Genomic DNA, 19423 nt, shown 5'->3' with positions numbered 1-19423 from the left:
CCATGTCGCAGCAGGCTGTCGTACACCAAGCCAACATTGACCGTATCAACAAAGTCACTGAGCGTCTCATTCTATCGTCTGAAAAAAAATCAATGAGCACTCTCCACGATCATCCTTGGGACATGGAGATTGTCGAACCTCCTTTTCTAAAAAAGCGTGAGCGTATTTCCATTTACGGCACAGAGTTCTGGGATAAAGCGACACCTGAAGAAATTCAGAAACTCTCCCAGGAGGAAATGATTACCTGGTGGTCAGCATTCGTGCATCTCGAATCTCTGGTCGTTGAGTACTACATGAAAGAGCTCAACAACGGTGCCTTCGATGATCTTCCATTGGTAAGAGACTACATGAAGCACTTCATCAAGGAAGAGCTCGTACACACGCTGGTATTCAAGAAAGCCATCCGTTACTACGGCAGCGACATCTATCCAATGCCTGATTTTCTCAGGACTTTCTACGATGACAATGCCGGTACCGGGCAATACCCTTTGATGGCCGTATTTCTGACCATGGTTATCGAATGGATAGCAGATGAATATCAACGTCTTGATGTCGATGCGGACTACGTACATCCGATGGCGAAAGCGGTGGTGCAAGCCCACTGGAAAGAAGAGATGCGGCATATCAAGTGGGGGCAACAGATGATTCAGAACCTCATTGACAGTGACCCCACATTCAAACAGCAAGCTCAGGAGTTGACCGCAGTATATCTTCGCCAGCTGGTGGACCAGGGCATCACAAATATCGATTGCTTCGAAAAGATCGGCTTCCAGGACCCCGCTTTCAAAGACCACGAACATCTGCTTGATGTCATTCTCTACTCCGACCACAGGCAGAAACTCAATGATCAGCTTGTGATGCCAAGCATTCACTACTTCGTAAAATCTGGTATTTACCACCCTGACTACCACGACATCTGGGTAATGCAGGGGTTCGAGCGCGTAATTAATAATGCATTAGCGAGAGGCCAGCAGTAATGACACAGCGCATAAGTTCTATCGATGAAGTGATTCAATCCATGGACGCCCGCTTTCAGCCTGCGGCCAGTAAAGGCGTAGATGCAAAGTATCAGTGGATCATCAATGGAGAGAACGGCAAAGAGTTCTGCATCCACGTTAACAATGGTGAGTTCGCCATACTCGAGGGGCGCAGGGAAAACCCAGATGTGACTTTTGAAACCGACGAGAACTCCTATCTGCGACTGGTGAATAATGAGCTGAAGGGAATGACAGCGATATTGACGCGCAAACTTCTCGTGAAAGGCAACATTTATCTCGCCAGTAAAATGGACAATATTTTCAAATAATTGAGGCAGTGGAAAATCTCATGGCTTTAGAGATAGCGGGAATGGGTTGTAAGATACCCGATCGATGTGTTTCAAATGCAGATCTTGTCAAAATGATGAATACCTCTGAGGAATTCATCATCGAACGTACGGGTGTCATCTACAGACACCATGCGGCGAGCGGACAAGCATGTAGTGACTTGATGATTCCCGCGGCCATACAGGCAATGGAAAATTCCGGAATAGGCCCTTCAGAAATCGACTTTTTGCTGGTGAATACGTTATCGCCAGACCACCACGATCCATCCCAGGCCTGCTTGATTCAGCGAAAGCTGGGCCTCGACTGCGTTCCGGCGATGGACTTACGGGCCCAGTGCAGCGGATTCGTATATGGCCTTGAACTGGCTAACGCACTTCTCAACAACGACAAATACGAGAATATTCTCATCGTTTGTGGCGAGGTGCTGTCAAAGCGTATGGATTGCTCCGACAAAGGTCGGAATCTGGCCATCCTGCTTGGAGATGGCGCCGCCGCTGCGGTTGTCCGTAAAAGTGAAAATGCTAAATCGGGGATGCTCGACTGCCAGCTAGGAGCTGATGGTAACTACTTTGATCTGCTGATGACCAAAGCCCCTGGATCTGCAGGTATCCGATTTCTAAGTCCAGAACAGATTGAGGCTGGGGATACCGAGTTTGTCATGAATGGGCGCCCGATGTTTGAGCACGCCAGTAATACGCTGATCCGACTTGCCAAGGAAACCCTTGAACACAACGAATTAACTCTCGACGATATTGACTATGTCATTTGTCATCAACCAAATCTCAGAATACTGGATTGTGTGCGAGAGGAACTACGCATCCCCAAGGAAAAGTTTCTTATAACCGTGCATAAGCTCGGCAATATGGCCTCCGCCTCATTGCCCGCAACATTGGCGTTAAATATGGACAGACTCTCCTCTGGTCAGACGGTACTCTGTCTCGCTTACGGTTCCGGTGCGACCTGGGGAAGCCTGGTGTACCGGGTTCCCTGACCATGAAATGCCACAGCCGTGAAAACTGGGTTTGCGACGAACTGAAAATTCTGGGTTCAAGTGGTGTATCGGTTTATGCCGTCCCGATCAATGACCATGAATTTGCATTGTTCGAGGGTGGTATCGGACGGGATAGCGATTTACTTCTTACGCAGTTGGCCGAACACGGGATACCCCTGGAAGCCATACGCTATTGGTTTGTATCCCACAAACACTATGACCACTGTGGAATGCTTCCCTACGTCGTACCACTTATGCCAAATGTGGAAATCGTCGCAAGTGCAGCAACGATCGCTGCCTGGCAGAGCGCGTCGACCCGTGCAGTCATCAGCAGACTGAATACGGATCTGGGTGTGCCCACTCTGTCAACGGATTGTATCAGCCTAAACGCAATGCCCAGTAGGGTGCTCGATCTCGGGGTGTCCTTTGTGGCCGGCGCCTGGCTCACAGTCGTCACTTTAGCCGCCCCAGGACATTCACCGGATCATGTGTGTTTCTATGACTTCCAGAGACAACGGCTATTCACCGGGGATTGTCTGGGGGAGCTCGATCCAGCAACGCATCAATGGCGCCCATTAATATTCGACCACGCAGCGGCATACCTGGAAACCCTGAACACGCTCAGCCGGAGCCCTGTACGTCAGATAGTGACCGCGCATCACGGCGTACTTACCCCTGAGGGCAGCGAGAATATTGTCGCCGACTGTCTTGAGCAGACGCAGCAATGTATCCGGAAGATCCGCCAAACAGCTTGCAGCGAACAGATCTCCGAGGATCTCCATCGGCACTGGCATGAACTTAGCGCGACATTCGTACCGAAAAGCCTCCATCGCAGCAGCATGAAGCGGATGGTCGACCTGATTCTGAATATGTCCCCGGACACCTTCGATAGGTGTCCGGCTTCTACAACATTAGCGTGAGAGAACTATGTATAGCTCTTTAAAAGACAAAACCGTCATCGTAACCGGCGGAACCCGTGGAATCGGTAAAGGCATTGTAGACGCCCTCAGCCAGAGCGGCGCCAGAGTGGTATTCACCTACCGCAACAACGAAGCGCTGGCACGGGATATCGAGGGCGACAGCGCCGCACAGGGCCTGTACTGCCGCGGTGTGCAAGCGGATGTCGCTGATCCGGAGCAATGCCAGGCGGTAGTGGATGATGTAATCGCCAATGAAGGAAGCCTATACGCCCTCGTCAATAATGCAGGGATTACCGCCGACCAGGCCTTCATGACCATGCCAGCGGAAAGCTGGGATCGAGTAATCGATACCAATCTTTGCGGCAGTGCCTTTATCACTCAGGCTGCGTTAAAGCACATGATCCATCACGACAACGCCAAGGTTCTTTTTATCTCTTCCGTCAGTGGACTTCAGGCAAGTGCAGGACAGGCAAATTACTCGGCATCCAAGGCGGGCCTGGTCGGACTGACAAAAACTCTCAGCCATGAAATGGCTCGTTTCGGTGTTCAGGTCAACTGTATCGCCCCCGGGTTTATCCGTACCGACATGGTCGATCAGATGAATGAGCTGGCGATGAAAAAGCTTACAAAAATGATTCCCGCCCGGCGCGTTGGTGAAGTAAGCGAGGTGGCTAAGGCCACGCTCTTCCTGCTGTCAGATCACGCCGATTATATCACCGGGCAAACACTGGTAATCGATGGCGGACTGAGCGCCTAGCACAACCTACCCCGCGCAATCAGCTGCGCCACAAGGAGAGTACAATGCGAAGAGTAGTCGTTACGGGTATCGGGGTGGTATCACCTCTGGGCAGTCAGATTCAATCTTTCTGGGGAGGATTGATGGATAGCCAGAGTGGTATCGACAGGCTTACAAAGCTGGATGCGGATAAATACCCTCGCCCTCTGGCAGCGGAGATCAAAGACTGGGAGCAACTACCACAAAGTAAGGATCCGAGTCTCGCGACATTTGGCCAGGCGGTCGGATACAGTGTGGCTGCGGCCAGTATGGCAATTACCGATGCCAATCTCGATATCGACCCGGACAAGCCAAATCGCTATGGCGTTTTGATCGGCACAACCATGGGCAACCAGGACCTGGTTGAACGGGCGATCGACCGCCACAATTTACAGGAAGATCAGGACCCCGCGATTGTCCCGAAAGCCGATATCGAGAATTTCAGCCCGGCAAAGCTGAGCACTGAGACGGCAAAACGACTGTCGCTGTACGGTGGGTCTGCAACGCTGGTAAACGCATGTGCAGCCGGAAACTACTCCGTGGGTGTCGGCTTCGACCGCATTCGTAGCGGAAGGAATGATGTCATCCTGGCGGGGGGCGCGGACCCATTCAGTCGTACCTGCTATACCATCTTCCACCGCCTCAATGCGTCCACCAAGGGCCCCTGCCGACCTTTCGATGAGAACCGCGATGGAATGGTTGTAGGCGAAGGTGCTGCGTTTCTGGTGCTTGAGGAACTGGAGCACGCTAAAGCGCGCAACGCACAGATCTATGCGGAAGTTACTGGCTACGCCCTCACCTGCGATGCCTACCACGCGACCGCACCGCATCCGGAGGGTAACGGCGCCGTCCGCGCCATGAAACAGGCGTTGGAAATGGCGGATATCGAGAAAGCGGACATTGATTATATCAGTGCGCACGGCACAGGCACTCGGGCCAACGATGAGTCAGAAGCCATTGCGCTACACCGGGTGTTCGGCGATACACTCAATGAAATCCCGGTGAGTTCCATCAAATCCCTGATCGGACACTGTATGGGCGCTGCGAGCGGCTTTGAAGCGGTTGCCTGTGTGTTGGCACTGAAAGAGCAGGCACTGCCCCCCACTGCAAACACTCAGAACCTGGACCCCGCGTTCCCCTACCCGCTGGATATCGTCCCCAATCATGCCAGAGAAGCAAAAGTAAACCATGTGCTAAGCAATGCGTTTGCCTTCGGTGGCAATGTCGCTTCCATTGTAATGAGCCGCTACGAATAAAGGTGCCCTATGACTTTTGCCATTGAACGTTTTACCGTCAAATTCCCGGAAACGGTTTCCGCGAATACATGCTTTGATGCCGTCAGAACAGGGGCACTTACCGGCACCTTCTCAAACTATGACGCAGACAAAAGTATCGGGAAGAGCCGACACCTGAGTGCTGCAACCAAGCTATTCAGCTCCACTGCGTGCAAACTTCTCGAGGATACGGAATCGGCTGAAACCCTGCAAAGAGACCCAGGTTCCATTGGTGTTTTCTTTGCCGGTGAGCACATTAATCTGGAAGACGACTTCGTTTTCGACATGTGTGCACGGAATCACGGCCCCGATTATGTCAGCCCACTGCACGCGCCAAATACCCTTGCGAATGTGGTGGCAAGCCATTTCGCCCGTTTTGCGGGTGTCCAGGGTCCAAACTGTACAGTTTCTTCAGGTCAATCCAGCCTTGCCCACACACTGGATCTCGCGTTTCTGAGTATAGAGAACGAGTCAATTAATCTGGGAATTATTGGCGCGGTAGAAATTTTCTCACCCTATCATCAGTCGCTGCACTCAAAGCCCCGAGAACTCGCCTGTAGTTTCGTGGTTCGTCGATCCCGGGAAGACGATCAGGTGCTAGTCCACATTCCAACGATTTTCACCAGTCCAACACCAGACCTGAACAGCGTCGTGACAATGATCAACCAATCGATCAACACCAAGAATCTGCCTGCGGGTCTCGATTGTCTGATCATTGCTTCTGCATCGAAATTCTACGATGACAGCAAGTCGCTTGCTGCCGCGATGTACGCCAGCAATAGCGCACAGTACGTGATAGATGGCGAAGCATGGCTCGGCCAAACTGGCGAATGCGCAAATGCCTTTGTTTTCGCGGGATGGGTTAATGAAACGTTAACCAAGGGACTTCAGGTTCCAAAGGAAGCTACTCCGTATGTACTCGGGGAACCTACTGCAGCACCGTCAACCATTGGCATCCTTGCCTGTGACGACGACGGGCAACATAGCCTTGTGATCTTTCAGAAGCGATAGGTAAGCCAAATGTACAAAACGATCGATATACGGGAATTGATTCCCCATCGCGAACCATTCTTACTGATTGATCAAATTGTCGACTACTCCCCCGGTGTTGCGCTACACGCGCAACGCTCGGTGAGTGAGAGCGACTATTGGTTTAAGGGGCACTTCCCCGGCTTTCCGATTATGCCGGGCGTTCTGGTGACCGAAGCCCTTGCACAGTCCTGTGCGGCATTCCTTGCACTGGAAGCAAAAAGCATCACGGACACACAAAAGCTGGCAGCGGATCAGGTATACGTCCTGTTGCACTCGGATATCAAGTTTCCAAAGGCGGTATTCCCCGGAGCACCTCTTGAACTGCGGGTCAAGATCGTAAGTGATAGCGACGCGTTTCGCGAATTCAAGGTTCAAGCTTTACAGAGCGGAAAGATCTGTGCCCGCGGAACACTGAAAGTGTCCGCCACCAGCCTGCAGGCGGTTGATCACACAAAGGCTCAGCCCGCCTAAAGTACCAGCAACATCAAAGCTTCGCTCCAACTCACGACCAGAAAGCGTACAACATGGACAGTTTAACCAAGAAATACCGGTATCATCTGCTTGCCCTACTGGCGATCATTGTCATTGGGCTCGCCGCAGGCATTCCTAAACTGAGTTTCAATACGGACTATCACGCTTTCTACGATAATGAGAACCCGGAACTGAGAGCGTTCGATACCATTCAGGACCGTTTTGTAAAGAGCGATACGGTGATGATCATGCTATCACCGGAAAACCATCGCGTTTTTACCGAGTCCACCATATCCGCAATTCATAAACTCACCGAACTGTCGTGGAAAATACCCTACTCGACGCGGGTTGATTCCATTACCAATTTTCAGTTCAGTGAGGCGGAAAATGACGATCTTACGGTACGAGACCTGGTTCCAACGGATCAACCTCTAACCCAGGATTTCCTGACAAGATCCAACCAGGATGCACTTCGTCAGGAAGAGCTTGTGGGTCGACTGTTGTCAAACGACAGCGCGCATACGGCACTTTATATCACCATCAGCTTTCCCGATGAGCGCACACCGGGACAGCCGAAAGAAGTGATGGAAGCCGTGAGAGAGATGATTAGCAGTGTTGAAGAAGAGCACCCGCAACTGGCCTTTTATGTCAGCGGTGTGGTTCCCATGGATTACGCATTCGCAGAAGTGTCCATGCGGGATGGGGAAACCCTTATCACCGGTGCGCTACTGCTGATGTTGGTCATCCTCTATGCACTTTTTCGCTCGCTGACCGCGGTATTTGCAACAACCAGTATCATCGTCGCATCTGTTCTTATGGCACTGGGTGCAGCGGGGTGGATTGGCATACAGCTCACTCCGCCCTCCGCCTCAGCACCTTTGATGATTTTGACCATCGCTATCGCTGATTGCATTCATTTTATTTCGTCCTATCAGCACAAGCTACAAAACACCCGGATTAAGCTGAAGGCGCTTCGCTATGCGTTCTCGCACAACTGGATGCCGATCACGCTTACCTCCATTACTTCGGCAATTGGCTTTCTCGGAATGAATTTCAGTGATTCACCACCGTTTCGGGATCTTGGCAACATCACCGCACTGGGCATCCTGTTTGCTGGCGTTCTCTCGCTGACCGTCCTGCCAACGCTACTATGGTTGCTACCGCCTGTCACACAACAAGGGATCACGCTACGCGGTACAGACAAGCTACTGGGTGGCCTCGCACATAAAATCGTTCATAAACCAGGGCTCATTGCCGCAGCTGGATTACTCATTGTCGCTGCGCTTGTTGCGCAAGTACCCAAGAACCGGATCGACGATACATTTCTTCATTATTTCGATCGCGAAATCCAGTTTCGTGCTGACAGTGACACCATAGAACAGAGTCTTACCGGGCTCTATTTTATCGACTATGCCATCGATTCTGGCACGGAGAATGGGGTTTATGACCCCGCATATCTACGTAATGTTGAAGAATTCGTGACATGGTTGAATGAGCAACCGGAAGTGACACATGTAAGTTCACTACTCAGTACCATCAAGCGCCTGAACAAAAACCTGCATGGCGATGATCCACACTATGCCCGCCTGCCAGAGACAGAGCAGGAAATCGCGCAATATATCTTTCTCTACGAGATGTCCCTGCCCTATGGGCTGGATCTGAAAAACCAGATGAGCCTGGACAAATCTTCCCTACGGGTCTCGGCAACGCTGTCAACGATACCCACTCAGCAGGTGCTTGCCTTTGAAGAGCGTGCGAAGCAATGGTGGAGCCAGCGGGGGGATATTGAGGTGCTCGCGGGCAGCCCCACATTGATGTTCGCGCACATCAGTCTACGAAATATCAAATCAATGCTCACTGGTACGGCACTCGCACTGATCGGGATCTCAATTTTGATGTTGTTGATGATGCGATCATTGAAATATGGTGCCATCAGTCTACTACCGAATCTCGCTCCGGCGCTGATGGCGTTCGGGCTTTGGGGGATAGTGGTCGGTGAGGTGGGCCTCGCGGTCTCGGTTGTTGCAGCCATGAGTCTGGGTATTGTGGTAGATGACACCATCCACTTTCTGTACCGCTGTCTGCGCTATCAGCGCGCCGGTCTTGGAATCGAGCAGGCTGTTCCCCGCACCATACGTCATGTCGGTCGCGCTATCGTCAGCACAAGTCTGATTCTGGCGGGCGGGTTCGGCATACTGGCGTTATCGCACTTCAAGGTGAATTCCGAGATGGGGCTTCTCACTGCGGTCTGTATACTGATCGCCCTCGTGCTTGACCTCATAGTTCTCCCTGCTCTACTCATCATCACCCTTCGCAGAAGGCGCGCGGCTTCTGCACTTCCGGTGGACGTACAGCCTCAATCGGCTTGAAGTCAATCAATAACGGTTTACAGTGAGGTTAACCATGAAATGGAACAAGACAATCCCGCATCTCATCCTGGCGATAGTACTGGCCGGGCAGGCCTGGGCTGTGGAACAAAATAATGAAAAGGCACTCGCAATCGTTACCGAAAGCAAGCAACGCGATGCTGGGTGGGTAGATGCATCCGCAGAAATGACCATGACTCTCTTCGACAAAAATGGTAATAGCGTCAGTCGAGAGTTGCGGACCATGATGCTCGAAGTAGCCGACGATGGTGATAAAAGCCTGACGATTTTCGACACACCACATGACGTCAAAGGCACCGTCTTTCTGAATATATCCCGCGTTCTCGAGCCGGATCAGCAATGGATCTACATGCCCGCTCTGGGGCGTATCAAACGGATCGCCTCGCGGAACAAATCCGGACCATTTCTTGGCAGCGAGTTCGCCTACGAGGACGTCGGCTCATTTGAAATCGGAAAATACGACTATCGATACGTGGAACTGGAAGACTTTCAGGGAAAACCGAACCATGTCATCGAATACATTCCGAAATACGAAAATTCCGGATATACCAAACTGAAAGTCTGGTTAGACACCAAGCATCTGCGCCAGAGCAAGGTCGAATATTATGATCGCAAAGATAGCCTTCTCAAGACGCTACTGCTATCAGACTACAATCTGTATGAGAATCGCTATTGGCGGGCGAATACGAAAACCATGGTCAACGTACAGAATAAGAACAAAACCATACTCGCCACCAATAAATTGTCTTTTGGTGTGGATTTCGACCCCGCGACCTTTCATCGCAGCGGTATGAAGCACCAGAAATAAAGCGCGCTTCTAATCAATCCGATGTTTCGTAGATGCAAGGACTTTCCATGATCAGCCAACGCAGTACCCTTATCGCCGCCGGTGTTATCACTCTCGCAGGAGCACTTCTTCATATTTTCATCATTATCGGAGGACCCGATTGGTATCGATTCTGGGGCGCCGGTGAAGAGATGGCCAGAATGGCAGAAAGCGGGTCTACCTACCCTGCGATCGTAACGCTGTTCATCGCCTCTGTTCTCCTGATCTGGTCTGCTTATGCTTTTGGCGCTGCCAATGTCATCCGGCGGTTGCCACTGACCCGCGTTGCTCTCTACACAATTGGAGCAATTCTGCTCGCCCGGGGTCTGCTCGGTGTCCCCCTGCTATTCGTGGGAGAATCTGCCTATTTTGCCGAATTGCAGGTCAGACCCGCCTTCCTATTCTGGTCTTCCCTGCTATGCATCGGCCTGGGAAGCCTATATACCCTCGGGGCCATTCGCCTGAATAATGGCGCAACTGAATCGACGTCTTCCTCCTCAACCCCCTGAGTACTCCCATGTGTAGGATCATTTCGCATAGGACGCGTCGCACGGAGAGACATGATTCGCGTACAAAGTCGCTTCCGGCGGGCAAGCGATCTTGTGTTAATTCCCGTCTATTTGGAGCCTTCACCCTGCTTTTGCTGCAATCCCATAGTATTGGTGCAAGCACTGACGGATACCTCGCGGCGCAGACACGGTATTTCCCGCAAAATCCACTGTACGCAGAACAATCTGAGCATTCCGCTTCCATTTCTGCAGAGCTTGAGCAGTATTACGAAGTCTCAGATGCTCACCAGATACAGGTCAAAGCATTCGGGCGTCTTGATAGTGCCGACAGTCAGCGATCCCACTTTGATCTTCGGGAGGCCTATTGGCTTACCACGATTGAAAACGGCAGTGTCTCCGTCGGTGTCCAGAAGATATTCTGGGGCGTCACCGAGTCTGTCCACCTGGTCGACATTATCAATCAGGACGATTTTGTCGAAGATATGGATGGAGAGGAAAAGCTCGGACAGCCCATGGTACAGCTGAGCTGGACAGAAAATTGGGGATCGCTGCAGGGTTACCTGCTTCCCTACTTTCGTAGCAGAGAGTATCCATCAGAGTCTGCGAGGCTGCGATTTCCACTTATCGTTCACTCGGACCCGGTCTTTCAATCCAGTGCTGGCAAGCGTCATGTGGATTGGGCGCTGCGTTGGTCTAATTATTTCGATATCTGGGATATCGGTATCAGCCATTTTTCTGGAACCAGCCGCACGCCACTCCTGGTGCCCGAGTTGAGTGGCGAAGTTTGGGGGTTGCGGCCACATTATCAGCAAATCGAACAGACTGGTTTCGAAGTCCAAGCCACACTGGATGCCACGCTGTTGAAACTTGAGGCCGTATCCGTCTATGAGACAGGGCACGGTCGCAACACGGCCTTCGTCGGTGGGTTTGAATATACTCTCTATGGCCTCGGTGGAAGCAGTGCTGATCTTGGAATAATTACCGAGTACCAGTTCGACGATCGCGCAGGCTTGCGCCAACGATTGAGTCAGAACGATATCGCGGCCGGTCTCAGGCTTTCACTGAATGATTTCAACGGAACCGAGGTACTCGCATTACTCGCAACAGACCTCGATAACGGCAATCGATTTATATCCATCGAAACCGAACGCCGGCTGAACAGTTTCTGGCACCTTGGGATTGAGGCAAGGGTATTCTCCTCTATCGATACCACATCCCCGGAATTCAGTTTTCATCGCGACGATTACCTGCAACTTGAAATACGGCGTTACTTCTAACGCGAATGAGAACGGGCCAGCTCCAGTTGCGTTGACACCATCTTTTCGAACGGTCGGAGCAACCGCGTAAAGCCGCCCTCAGGCTCCAATGCATCCATCGCGAGAGCAATGCTTTCCAGCGACGATAGACTGTTTTCCATCGAGGAATGGCGGATCTGGTAGTTTGAGTTGATCGCACCGGCAAAGCTTACCCTCGGCAGTTTTTGCAGTACTGGGTGCAGATGGAGCATTTTCTTTGATTTGCGCCAGGTCGCATCGATCACAACCAGCTGCTCCAGCTCACAGGCGCCTGATCCCCCTGGGACTAACTCCGGCACTTGCGGGAGCCACTCCAGGGAAGGATAGAGTAGCGCCGATCGGGGCTTCAACAGCTCAGCTAGTTTTTTGCCAGGCAGGCGCTCTGCAACCACCAACGTACTATTCGGTAAGCACAGATGTGCCATACGCCCGGTATTGAACGGGTGCTTCTCCTCCAGAGGATGCTGTATGATCACTACCTTGATATGACTGGGAATACACACCAGGTCATCGCAATAGCACGTCTTGAGTGGGCGTCGGCAGTCAGGACAGGTTTCGCGTGGCATAAAGAAATATGGGCTTGGATACATCGACTGAATTTTATACTACCCAATGGCTCTCCGACCAGGAGATACCTTTAGCCAATAAGTTCTATCGCAACCAAAAATTACGCGGTAAAGCCCGGCGGCATGACCCATGTATGGTAATCCGGGATAGCACCAACCAGATCATTGCCTGCGGCTCGCTTCGCAAACTCACCGACAGCCAATTACTCACCGGTGTCGCCGTCGCAGAAGGCTACCGGGGTAAAGGCGTCGCGCGACTGCTTCTGACCCACATGGCAGAAGCCTACGACGACAGCACATTTACCTTCCCCTATCAGCACCTGACTCCGTTTTACGAATCACTCGGTTATGCCCTTGTGGGAGAAAATGGCTTGCCTTCCGCCATCATTGATAGATTCCACACATATCAAAAGCAGGGGCGGGATATTGTGATCATGCGCTATCAGATGCGCACATAACATCTACCCCGAGTGACTGAGAAATCCCCAAGAAAGTTTTTATCAGTTCACTCAATCGCAATAGATAGCCATCACCAAAAAGCGTTTAGGCGACCACACCAAGAACCATGTCACACATTCGGACGGGTACACCTCACAGCTGTGACACCTCTGAGCTCAATTAAGGTTATCTTTTCCGCCAACCTTTCGCGATAAACCATACAGCTGTCCGGAATTGGGCTAGCTTTAGCCTACATAAAAATTTTCCGGCAGCGTCTAAAAACAGCTGAGGTTATCGTGAATAAAAAGAAAACACTTTCCCTTATCGCCCTACTGCTTTCGGCCCCCGTGTTCTCCGCCACAGATGTAACAACATTCGATGTATCCATCACTATCGAAAATGACTGCACTATTTCTATTAACGACCTCAGTTTCGGTACCGTCAATGATTTGACGCCTTCGATTTCCGGCTCCACTACCGGCTCTATCACCTGTACCGGTATTGCGCCCGTAAGCGTTGCCTTCAGCGCAGGGACAGGCGGCACTAGCTCATTTACCACCAGGCAAATGGACGACGGTACCAATACCATCGACTTCAACCTTTACCGTGATGCGGCGAATACCGAAATTCTCGGTGATGGAAGTACCGGCACGTTTACCATTGACCTCACCAGTACGGGCGGTGCTGATACTTTCGATGTTTATGGGCTCACTGGCCCAGGGCAAAACCCCAAGCCTGCAGGCACTTACGACTCTACGATCACCGCCACGGCAACCTTCTAAGATGCGGATTCCGCACGCGCGTCTGCGTTGGTTCATATTGTTCATCAGCGCTATTTTCTGTGCTGCGGCGTTCGCCAAAGGTCAACTGCAGGCAGGTCCTATACTGGTGCAGATCGGCGCTAGAGATAAGGCTTCACGCTTAAGACTTTCCAATACCGGTGACGGGCAACTTTCCGCGCAGGTTCGAATATTCCATTGGCAACAGGTCGATGGCGAAGATCAACTGACACCCAGTGATGCCGTAGTTGCAAGCCCGCCGATAGTCCAGCTCGCACCCGGCGCAGAGCAGATCGTGCGCATCGTACGGCTGGGGCCAGCGGCTTCGGGGCAAGATCATAATTTCCGCCTAGTAGTGGACGAGTTGCCATCAAACAACCGCGATGACAACGCAAAAGTCCATGTTCGGATGCGCTATGTTCTGCCGCTGTTTGTACGTGCTGGAGACGCACTTCCCGCCCAGATTTCCTGCAGTATCAATGAAGGCGCGGGCTTATTGGAATGCCTCAATTCCGGTGGCCGAGCAGCTCAGCTAGGCGCCACTCGCCTGACCGATGACTCTGGTTGGGCTGTGCCACTCAGTGCAGGTTTACTCGGCTACGTATTACCTGGCAGTCGCAGGGTTTGGACACTACCAGACAATACCCATCTACCTGAATCGAATTCCACGCACCCCTTGCGACTGGAAACACTGCTCAATGGACAACCCAGCACTATCCCTCTGCAATAGCAAGCTTGGTGTCCGCTCAGTCCGCGCACTCCTCTACCTGTTTGTCGGTAGCCTCACTGTCACAACAGAAGCATTTACCTCTCTCGATCGCCACCAACTCGCTGCCGATCACCTTCCTACGGAGGCAATGTCGACTCAGGACTTGTACCTGGAAGCTTTTTACGGTGAGCGCAGCAGTGGATTTATCGTACATGCACAACTTCGTGAAAACCGGCTGTTTGTCATCGCCGGGGACCTTCACGAAATTGGTCTCACGATAGCGGAAACAAACGCGACCCAATGGGTACCTCTGGACTCTGTGGCCGGTCTTTCCTATCGCTACGATATTCCAACTCAGTCTCTGGTTCTCCATGCACCTGCGAGTCTCCGTCACAGGCAGCAACTGGGCTACCGGCCACCGCCACCGGTTGAGGTGCGCCGGGATCACGGACTGCTGCTCGGGTATGACGTCTACGCCCGGCACTGGCGGGGGCAAAGCAACGCGTCCCTCGGTACCTCATTAAACTGGTTCGGTCGTTACGGGAGCCTGCAGATTGCCGGGGTAAGTCGCAGCGGTGGTGAAGCCGTTGGTTATCGTCGGCTAGATAGTTACTGGACCTACAGCGACCCCATACGAATGTGGACATGGACCGCGGGTGACCTGATTAGCGGAGGACATAGCTGGTCTCGCCCGGTGCGCATGGCTGGAATTCAGTGGCGGCGTAACTTCGATGTACGCCCCGACCTGATCACGTTACCGGTACCGCGATTCGATGGCAGCGCTGCCCTTCCCTCGACCGTCGAGCTCTACGTCAACAATATTCTTCAATATGATGAAGCCATCGACAGTGGGCCCTTTGTGCTGAATACCCTGCCCAGAATCAGCGGGGCCGGGATCGCGACGCTGGTGGTAACCGATGCCCTCGGTCGAACATCAGAAACCAGTGCCCCCCTTTATGTCGATCACCGCCGCCTTGCACCCGGGCTCAGCGATTTCAGTTTCGAGGCCGGTGTACTGCGTACCGATTTTGCAGGGGGCTGGGATGATTACAGAGAAGATCCAGTAGCCAGTGCCAGTTGGCTGCAGGGTATTTCAGATGCGTTTACATTCGAGGCACACGCCGAGCTTGCGCATGACCTTTCGCTTGCGGGGATCGGAGGCGTATGGTCACCGGGCAGGCGCTGGGGGCTGGTCTCCACCGCCCTTGCCTACAGCAACTCCACAGCCCCTCGCGAGCATCATGAATCTGGATTTCAATACAGCCTGGGCTATCAATGGGTTGGCCCGGTTTTGGGCATAGATGTGCAATCTTTGCGCCGCTCCCGGGGCTATCGCGATCTGGCTGATATGGATACAGACAGAACCCTGACGGAGCGCTGGCTCAACGCGCAGGACCGTGCCACCACCTGGCTCCAGATTGGACGTGGCAGCCTCGCCTACAGTTATCTGCGCCGACGAGATTACCGGGAGCGCTTGCTGCCGCAAGAATTTAACAGCACTCACAGCCTCAGCTGGACGCAAAACATCGGCCGACGACTTTCTATTTCTGCTGCGCTGTTTCGGGATGACGAAACCGGCTCCGGAGGTAATCTGACATTCAGCATTCCACTGCAGCACCTGGCCTACGTCGCGGTCGGCGCGCACCGTCGCAGTGGTGGATCAATGGAACCGCAGGCACAACTTCGGCGCACCACTCCCTATGATGGTGGCTGGGGCTGGTGGCTTCAGGGTGGTGACGCGGACGGCGGTTACGGCCAAGCCACAGTGGAAACCCGTGGTCGCTACCTAGAGGCACGTGCTGGCATTGACTGGGATCGTAGTGCACGCGGCTATTTTGTTGAGGCCGGAGGCAGCGTTGCCGTTATGGACAGGCAACTTATCGCCAGTCGGCGAATCCACGACGCCTTCGCGCTGGTGTACACCGGCATGGGAAATATTCCCGTCCTGAGTGAAAACCGCATCTATGGTCACACGGATGAAAAGGGCTATCTTCTGATTCCCGATTTACGTGGCTGGCAACGCAACAGGATCGGCATTGACCCTGATCAACTGGCGGCAAATGTACAAGTCGCAGAGCTGGAACAGTTCGCAGTCCCCGCCGATCATGCCGGTCAATTTGTTGTCTTTCCAATGGCTCAGCTACAGCCCGCGATAATTACGCTGCTGGACCAGCACAACCGGGAGCTAGCCCCCGGTAGCCACGCCATCCTCCACCGGGCAGACGAACATCGCGGCCTACCGGTGGGGTATGATGGCGAGATCTACCTGGATGACATCTCAACGGGTGCACGTATCGAAGTACAACAACAAAACCTCCTGTGTCACTACACCGCCCGCCCCAGCGTCGAATCGAAACCCGGATTCATTCGGCTTCGACTGTCACCCGAACGCTGCGAGGCACTACTTTGACCGTCAAACGCGTACTACCACTGATGCTCCTATTGGTCGGAATAAAGTGCTGGGGGCAGGCATGCAACTACACCGTAGCGCCAATTCTGGATTTCGGCGCCATGGTCGGCCTACCGACGACACAGATAGATGTAAGTGCAAATATCACCGTCCAATGCCCCGCCCTCGGCAGCCTGCTGTTAAGGCGCGTATGTATCAGTCTACCTATTGGCAGTGGTGGCATTTCCCTGTCGGATCGACGCATGATCAGCGGCGGTTATGACCTTCAATACCAGTTATTTCGGAATGCAGCGCGCACTCAAGTTTGGGGAGATGTACCCGGAGGCCAGCAACTGACACTGGACTTTACTGTACTCGGCGGCACTCAGGTAACAACGGTGTACGGGCGTATATTTGCAGGGCAGACCGGAAAGCCAGTGGGCCTTTACCAGTCAGTACTGAATGGAATTGAAGTGCGGGAAGGGCTAACCCTGGAAAGCTGTTCTTCGATCAGTTCTGTATATATTCTGCCGGACAGCATGACGTCCCAGCTACAGATCGAACCAAACTGCACCATTTCAGCGAGCCCGCTCGACTTTGGCTCTGTCACCAGTATCGGCCAGACAGACGCCAGCAGTAATTTATCGGTGACCTGCACACTGAACGGTGCCTACAGCATATCCCTGGACGGCGGAAATAACGGCGACATGAACAACCGCAAAATGCAGCTAGGCGCGGACACAATCGATTACCAGCTCTACCAGGATGCCGCGCGTACCCAAATTTGGGGAGATACTGCAGGTTCCACCGTAAGCAGCACCGGTAACGGTAACACCCAGTCACTCACGGTATATGGTCGCGTGCCTATACAAGGTGCAAAGCCGACGGGAACTTACCAGGACACTATTACCGCAACGGTCACATACTGAGCGTGCCCCCGACAATCATCCGTGTGTCAACGCATACTCAATCGCCGCACACACCGCCACTGCCTGCGCAGTATTGCACTGTTCAGGCGTCACGCGAGGGCTATCCGGATATACCTCGGTAGTGGTTTTATAAAGCGCGCTGGTTACGCTGGCGCAAAGACCCAGCTGTTTGAGGGGGTATTCGATCACACCGCGGGCCACTACCGGCGAACCGATGATTTCGTTATTTTCGTCAGCCGGGGCAATATGGGTCACCTGCTCTACAGCAGTAATTATCACCTGCTGGAATTCGGGCTGCGGATTCTCACTGTCATCCACCAGATAAAAACCGTCGGGAATACCGCCCGGGGAAAATGGTTTGCCGTCACGGGCCGCCAGTGCCGGGCGGAATTCGGTTTCGTCAGTATCGGTGGTTTCGTGCAGGTCGATATGCATGACCACACGATCGCGGATCGGTGCCACAAGGCGCATCAGAGCTGCGGATTCTTCTGCGGGGCTGTTGCCATAGAAAGAACGGTTCGGATCGATGGCGTTGGGGTTCCAGCGGTGGATACGTTCATAAGCCCAGGGGCTGACGCAGGGCGCCACCAGCAAGTTCACGCGACCGGCGTAATCTGCAGCATGTTGATCTACGAATTGCAGCGCACCGTGTACACCACTGGTCTCATAACCGTGCACTCCGCCGGTCACCAGCATTACTGGCAGATTGTCATTCCAGTCGCGGCTGCGAATGGCCATCAGCGGAAAGCTTTCATCGCCATATTCCAGACGACCGTACTCTTCCACATCAAAGCGCGAACGCAATTGATCGATGTTGCCTAACACCTCAGATTCGTAGCTGCGCTGACAGGCCTGCCGAGACAACCACTGGCTGCGTTCAGCGTCACCCCAGGGGGTGCCAGGGGAACCAATGGAATAGTAATTGGTGGGAGTACTCATCGTTTATACCTCTGCTTGGTGCATTGTAAAGCTCGCCCATTGCCCCGTCTCGACCGACCGCGATTGACCCGATTCACATTCAGGGTCGCATTTCGTGACTTACTCGCAACACAGGAACGATATATCATCTTTTAACCAATTAAAGGAATAAAGGGTCGAAAAATGCCACTACAGGATCAAATTAATTCCCGCAATGCCCTAAGGGATTTGAAACAAAACCCGCAAACCGTACTTCAAAATAACCCCCTGCTGGTTGGCCTGCCAGGCGGACACCAAACAAGCTGTACAAGAGTGCCATTTGCGTTGACAGCGGGAGGTCTGAATATTGGTCCAGGGGCGCCTAACAATGATGCACGCATTTATATGAATGCGGTGGTCACTCCAACGCGAGCTCACAACTCCCCAAACAGATTTACCGCGATGGTCCGACCGAACACTGCTGGGGCCGACTTTTGGGTAACTGAACGGCAAACGGGCTGCAGTTTGATCATCGTAGATTGGGGTGGCGGCCAGTTGTCTATGGCGCATATGTTACCCCACCCATTTTCCACTTATGGGCAAGTTAGCCGGAGTATCCTCGGTAACACACCATTAAGCGTTTTTGCCGGCGCCCAGAGAACCCACCTCCGTACAGAAGTAACCCAACTGATCGACGCGTCGAAGATTGGAGGTGTCGACCCGGCGAGGTACATACTTGTCCAGTCAAACTTTGCCGCGATCAACCTACAAAACAAAAATGTTATTGGCGTTAAAAATGCTGGCCGATGGAATTTCTACATGCAGACAAATGGCGTCAACAGAACCGTCCAACAACTAGCCTGGAGCAACTGGAACAACTATTTACCGTATGCAGCCTATTAGGCATCTAG

20 protein-coding genes are annotated in these 19423 nt (G+C 52.8%); 18 read left to right on the top strand and 2 right to left on the bottom strand.

What is annotated here, in order from left to right; translation table 11 throughout:
• Nucleotides 1–2 precede the first annotated feature (2 nt).
• The 12 genes from AAFH99_RS10345 (at nucleotide 3) to AAFH99_RS10290 (ending at nucleotide 11787) form a co-directional block, all read left to right on the top strand.
• Nucleotides 3–977 carry a diiron oxygenase gene (locus AAFH99_RS10345; protein ID WP_406827687.1) on the top strand — a complete coding sequence of 325 codons (975 nt, stop codon included), beginning with the start codon at nucleotides 3–5 and terminating at the stop codon, nucleotides 975–977.
• Nucleotides 977–1306: an SCP2 sterol-binding domain-containing protein gene (locus AAFH99_RS10340; RefSeq protein ID WP_043316402.1), complete on the top strand. Its 330-nt coding sequence runs from the start codon at nucleotides 977–979 to the stop codon at nucleotides 1304–1306. Before AAFH99_RS10345 ends, AAFH99_RS10340 begins: the two co-directional genes overlap by 1 nt.
• Before the next feature lie 20 nt (nucleotides 1307–1326).
• Nucleotides 1327–2316, top strand: a complete 990-nt coding sequence (locus tag AAFH99_RS10335) for a beta-ketoacyl-ACP synthase 3 (RefSeq protein ID WP_043316404.1) — start codon at nucleotides 1327–1329, stop codon at nucleotides 2314–2316.
• Nucleotides 2317–2318: 2 nt separating this feature from the next.
• Nucleotides 2319–3236: an MBL fold metallo-hydrolase gene (locus AAFH99_RS10330; protein WP_043316406.1), complete on the top strand. Its 918-nt coding sequence runs from the start codon at nucleotides 2319–2321 to the stop codon at nucleotides 3234–3236.
• A 7-nt stretch (nucleotides 3237–3243) separates the two neighbouring features.
• Nucleotides 3244–3993 (top strand): 3-oxoacyl-ACP reductase FabG, encoded by a 750-nt coding sequence (fabG, locus tag AAFH99_RS10325; protein WP_043316409.1) that lies wholly within the window; start codon nucleotides 3244–3246, stop codon nucleotides 3991–3993.
• A 44-nt stretch (nucleotides 3994–4037) separates the two neighbouring features.
• A complete protein-coding gene (locus AAFH99_RS10320; protein ID WP_043316412.1) occupies nucleotides 4038–5267 on the top strand; it encodes a beta-ketoacyl synthase in 1230 nt (409 codons plus the stop codon).
• Nucleotides 5268–5276: 9 nt separating this feature from the next.
• Nucleotides 5277–6296 carry a beta-ketoacyl synthase N-terminal-like domain-containing protein gene (locus AAFH99_RS10315; RefSeq protein ID WP_406827686.1) on the top strand — a complete coding sequence of 340 codons (1020 nt, stop codon included), beginning with the start codon at nucleotides 5277–5279 and terminating at the stop codon, nucleotides 6294–6296.
• Nucleotides 6297–6305: 9 nt separating this feature from the next.
• Entirely contained in the window at nucleotides 6306–6788 is a 483-nt protein-coding gene (locus AAFH99_RS10310) for a 3-hydroxyacyl-ACP dehydratase FabZ family protein (protein WP_051686908.1), read from the top strand.
• Between the two features lie 53 nt (nucleotides 6789–6841).
• Nucleotides 6842–9157, top strand: coding sequence for an RND family transporter (locus tag AAFH99_RS10305; RefSeq protein WP_406827685.1), 2316 nt, complete (start codon nucleotides 6842–6844; stop codon nucleotides 9155–9157).
• A 34-nt stretch (nucleotides 9158–9191) separates the two neighbouring features.
• Nucleotides 9192–9983, top strand: a complete 792-nt coding sequence (locus AAFH99_RS10300) for an outer membrane lipoprotein-sorting protein (RefSeq protein ID WP_406827684.1) — start codon at nucleotides 9192–9194, stop codon at nucleotides 9981–9983.
• A gap of 47 nt (nucleotides 9984–10030) precedes the next feature.
• Nucleotides 10031–10510 carry a hypothetical protein gene (locus AAFH99_RS10295; RefSeq protein ID WP_051686909.1) on the top strand — a complete coding sequence of 160 codons (480 nt, stop codon included), beginning with the start codon at nucleotides 10031–10033 and terminating at the stop codon, nucleotides 10508–10510.
• A 131-nt stretch (nucleotides 10511–10641) separates the two neighbouring features.
• Entirely contained in the window at nucleotides 10642–11787 is a 1146-nt protein-coding gene (locus AAFH99_RS10290; RefSeq protein WP_051686910.1) for a hypothetical protein, read from the top strand.
• Here AAFH99_RS10290 and AAFH99_RS10285 read toward each other — a convergent pair.
• On the bottom strand, nucleotides 11784–12371 hold the full coding sequence (locus tag AAFH99_RS10285; RefSeq protein WP_406827683.1) for a tRNA-uridine aminocarboxypropyltransferase: 588 nt from the start codon (nucleotides 12369–12371) through the stop codon (nucleotides 11784–11786). The two genes, AAFH99_RS10290 and AAFH99_RS10285, sit on opposite strands and share 4 nt — an antisense overlap.
• Before the next feature lie 8 nt (nucleotides 12372–12379).
• On the opposite strand from AAFH99_RS10285, the gene AAFH99_RS10280 reads away from it, so the two are divergent.
• From AAFH99_RS10280 to AAFH99_RS10260, 5 genes are all read left to right on the top strand, one after another.
• Complete coding sequence (locus AAFH99_RS10280; protein ID WP_051686911.1) at nucleotides 12380–12829, top strand: GNAT family N-acetyltransferase; 450 nt, start codon at nucleotides 12380–12382, stop codon at nucleotides 12827–12829.
• A 276-nt stretch (nucleotides 12830–13105) separates the two neighbouring features.
• The gene (locus tag AAFH99_RS10275; RefSeq protein ID WP_043316424.1) at nucleotides 13106–13591 is read left to right on the top strand and encodes a spore coat U domain-containing protein; all 486 of its coding nucleotides are present in this window, start codon (nucleotides 13106–13108) and stop codon (nucleotides 13589–13591) included.
• A 1-nt stretch (nucleotide 13592) separates the two neighbouring features.
• A complete protein-coding gene (locus AAFH99_RS10270; protein WP_406827682.1) occupies nucleotides 13593–14318 on the top strand; it encodes a molecular chaperone in 726 nt (241 codons plus the stop codon).
• Nucleotides 14287–16707, top strand: coding sequence for a fimbria/pilus outer membrane usher protein (locus tag AAFH99_RS10265; protein WP_406827681.1), 2421 nt, complete (start codon nucleotides 14287–14289; stop codon nucleotides 16705–16707). The genes AAFH99_RS10270 and AAFH99_RS10265 overlap by 32 nt, the downstream gene beginning before the upstream one ends.
• Nucleotides 16704–17615 carry a spore coat U domain-containing protein gene (locus AAFH99_RS10260; RefSeq protein ID WP_406827680.1) on the top strand — a complete coding sequence of 304 codons (912 nt, stop codon included), beginning with the start codon at nucleotides 16704–16706 and terminating at the stop codon, nucleotides 17613–17615. The genes AAFH99_RS10265 and AAFH99_RS10260 overlap by 4 nt, the downstream gene beginning before the upstream one ends.
• Before the next feature lie 15 nt (nucleotides 17616–17630).
• On the opposite strand, the gene AAFH99_RS10255 is transcribed toward AAFH99_RS10260, so the two are convergent.
• Entirely contained in the window at nucleotides 17631–18554 is a 924-nt protein-coding gene (locus AAFH99_RS10255) for a M14 family metallocarboxypeptidase (RefSeq protein ID WP_043316431.1), read from the bottom strand.
• Nucleotides 18555–18716: 162 nt separating this feature from the next.
• On the opposite strand from AAFH99_RS10255, the gene AAFH99_RS10250 reads away from it, so the two are divergent.
• Complete coding sequence (locus AAFH99_RS10250; protein WP_156035111.1) at nucleotides 18717–19415, top strand: hypothetical protein; 699 nt, start codon at nucleotides 18717–18719, stop codon at nucleotides 19413–19415.
• Nucleotides 19416–19423: the final 8 nt, after the last annotated feature.

The sequence above is a fragment of the Microbulbifer sp. ARAS458-1 genome, assembly GCF_045348205.1.
In the GTDB taxonomy this organism is placed as follows: domain Bacteria; phylum Pseudomonadota; class Gammaproteobacteria; order Pseudomonadales; family Cellvibrionaceae; genus Microbulbifer.
This window is presented reverse-complemented; position numbering and strand designations above follow the sequence as displayed.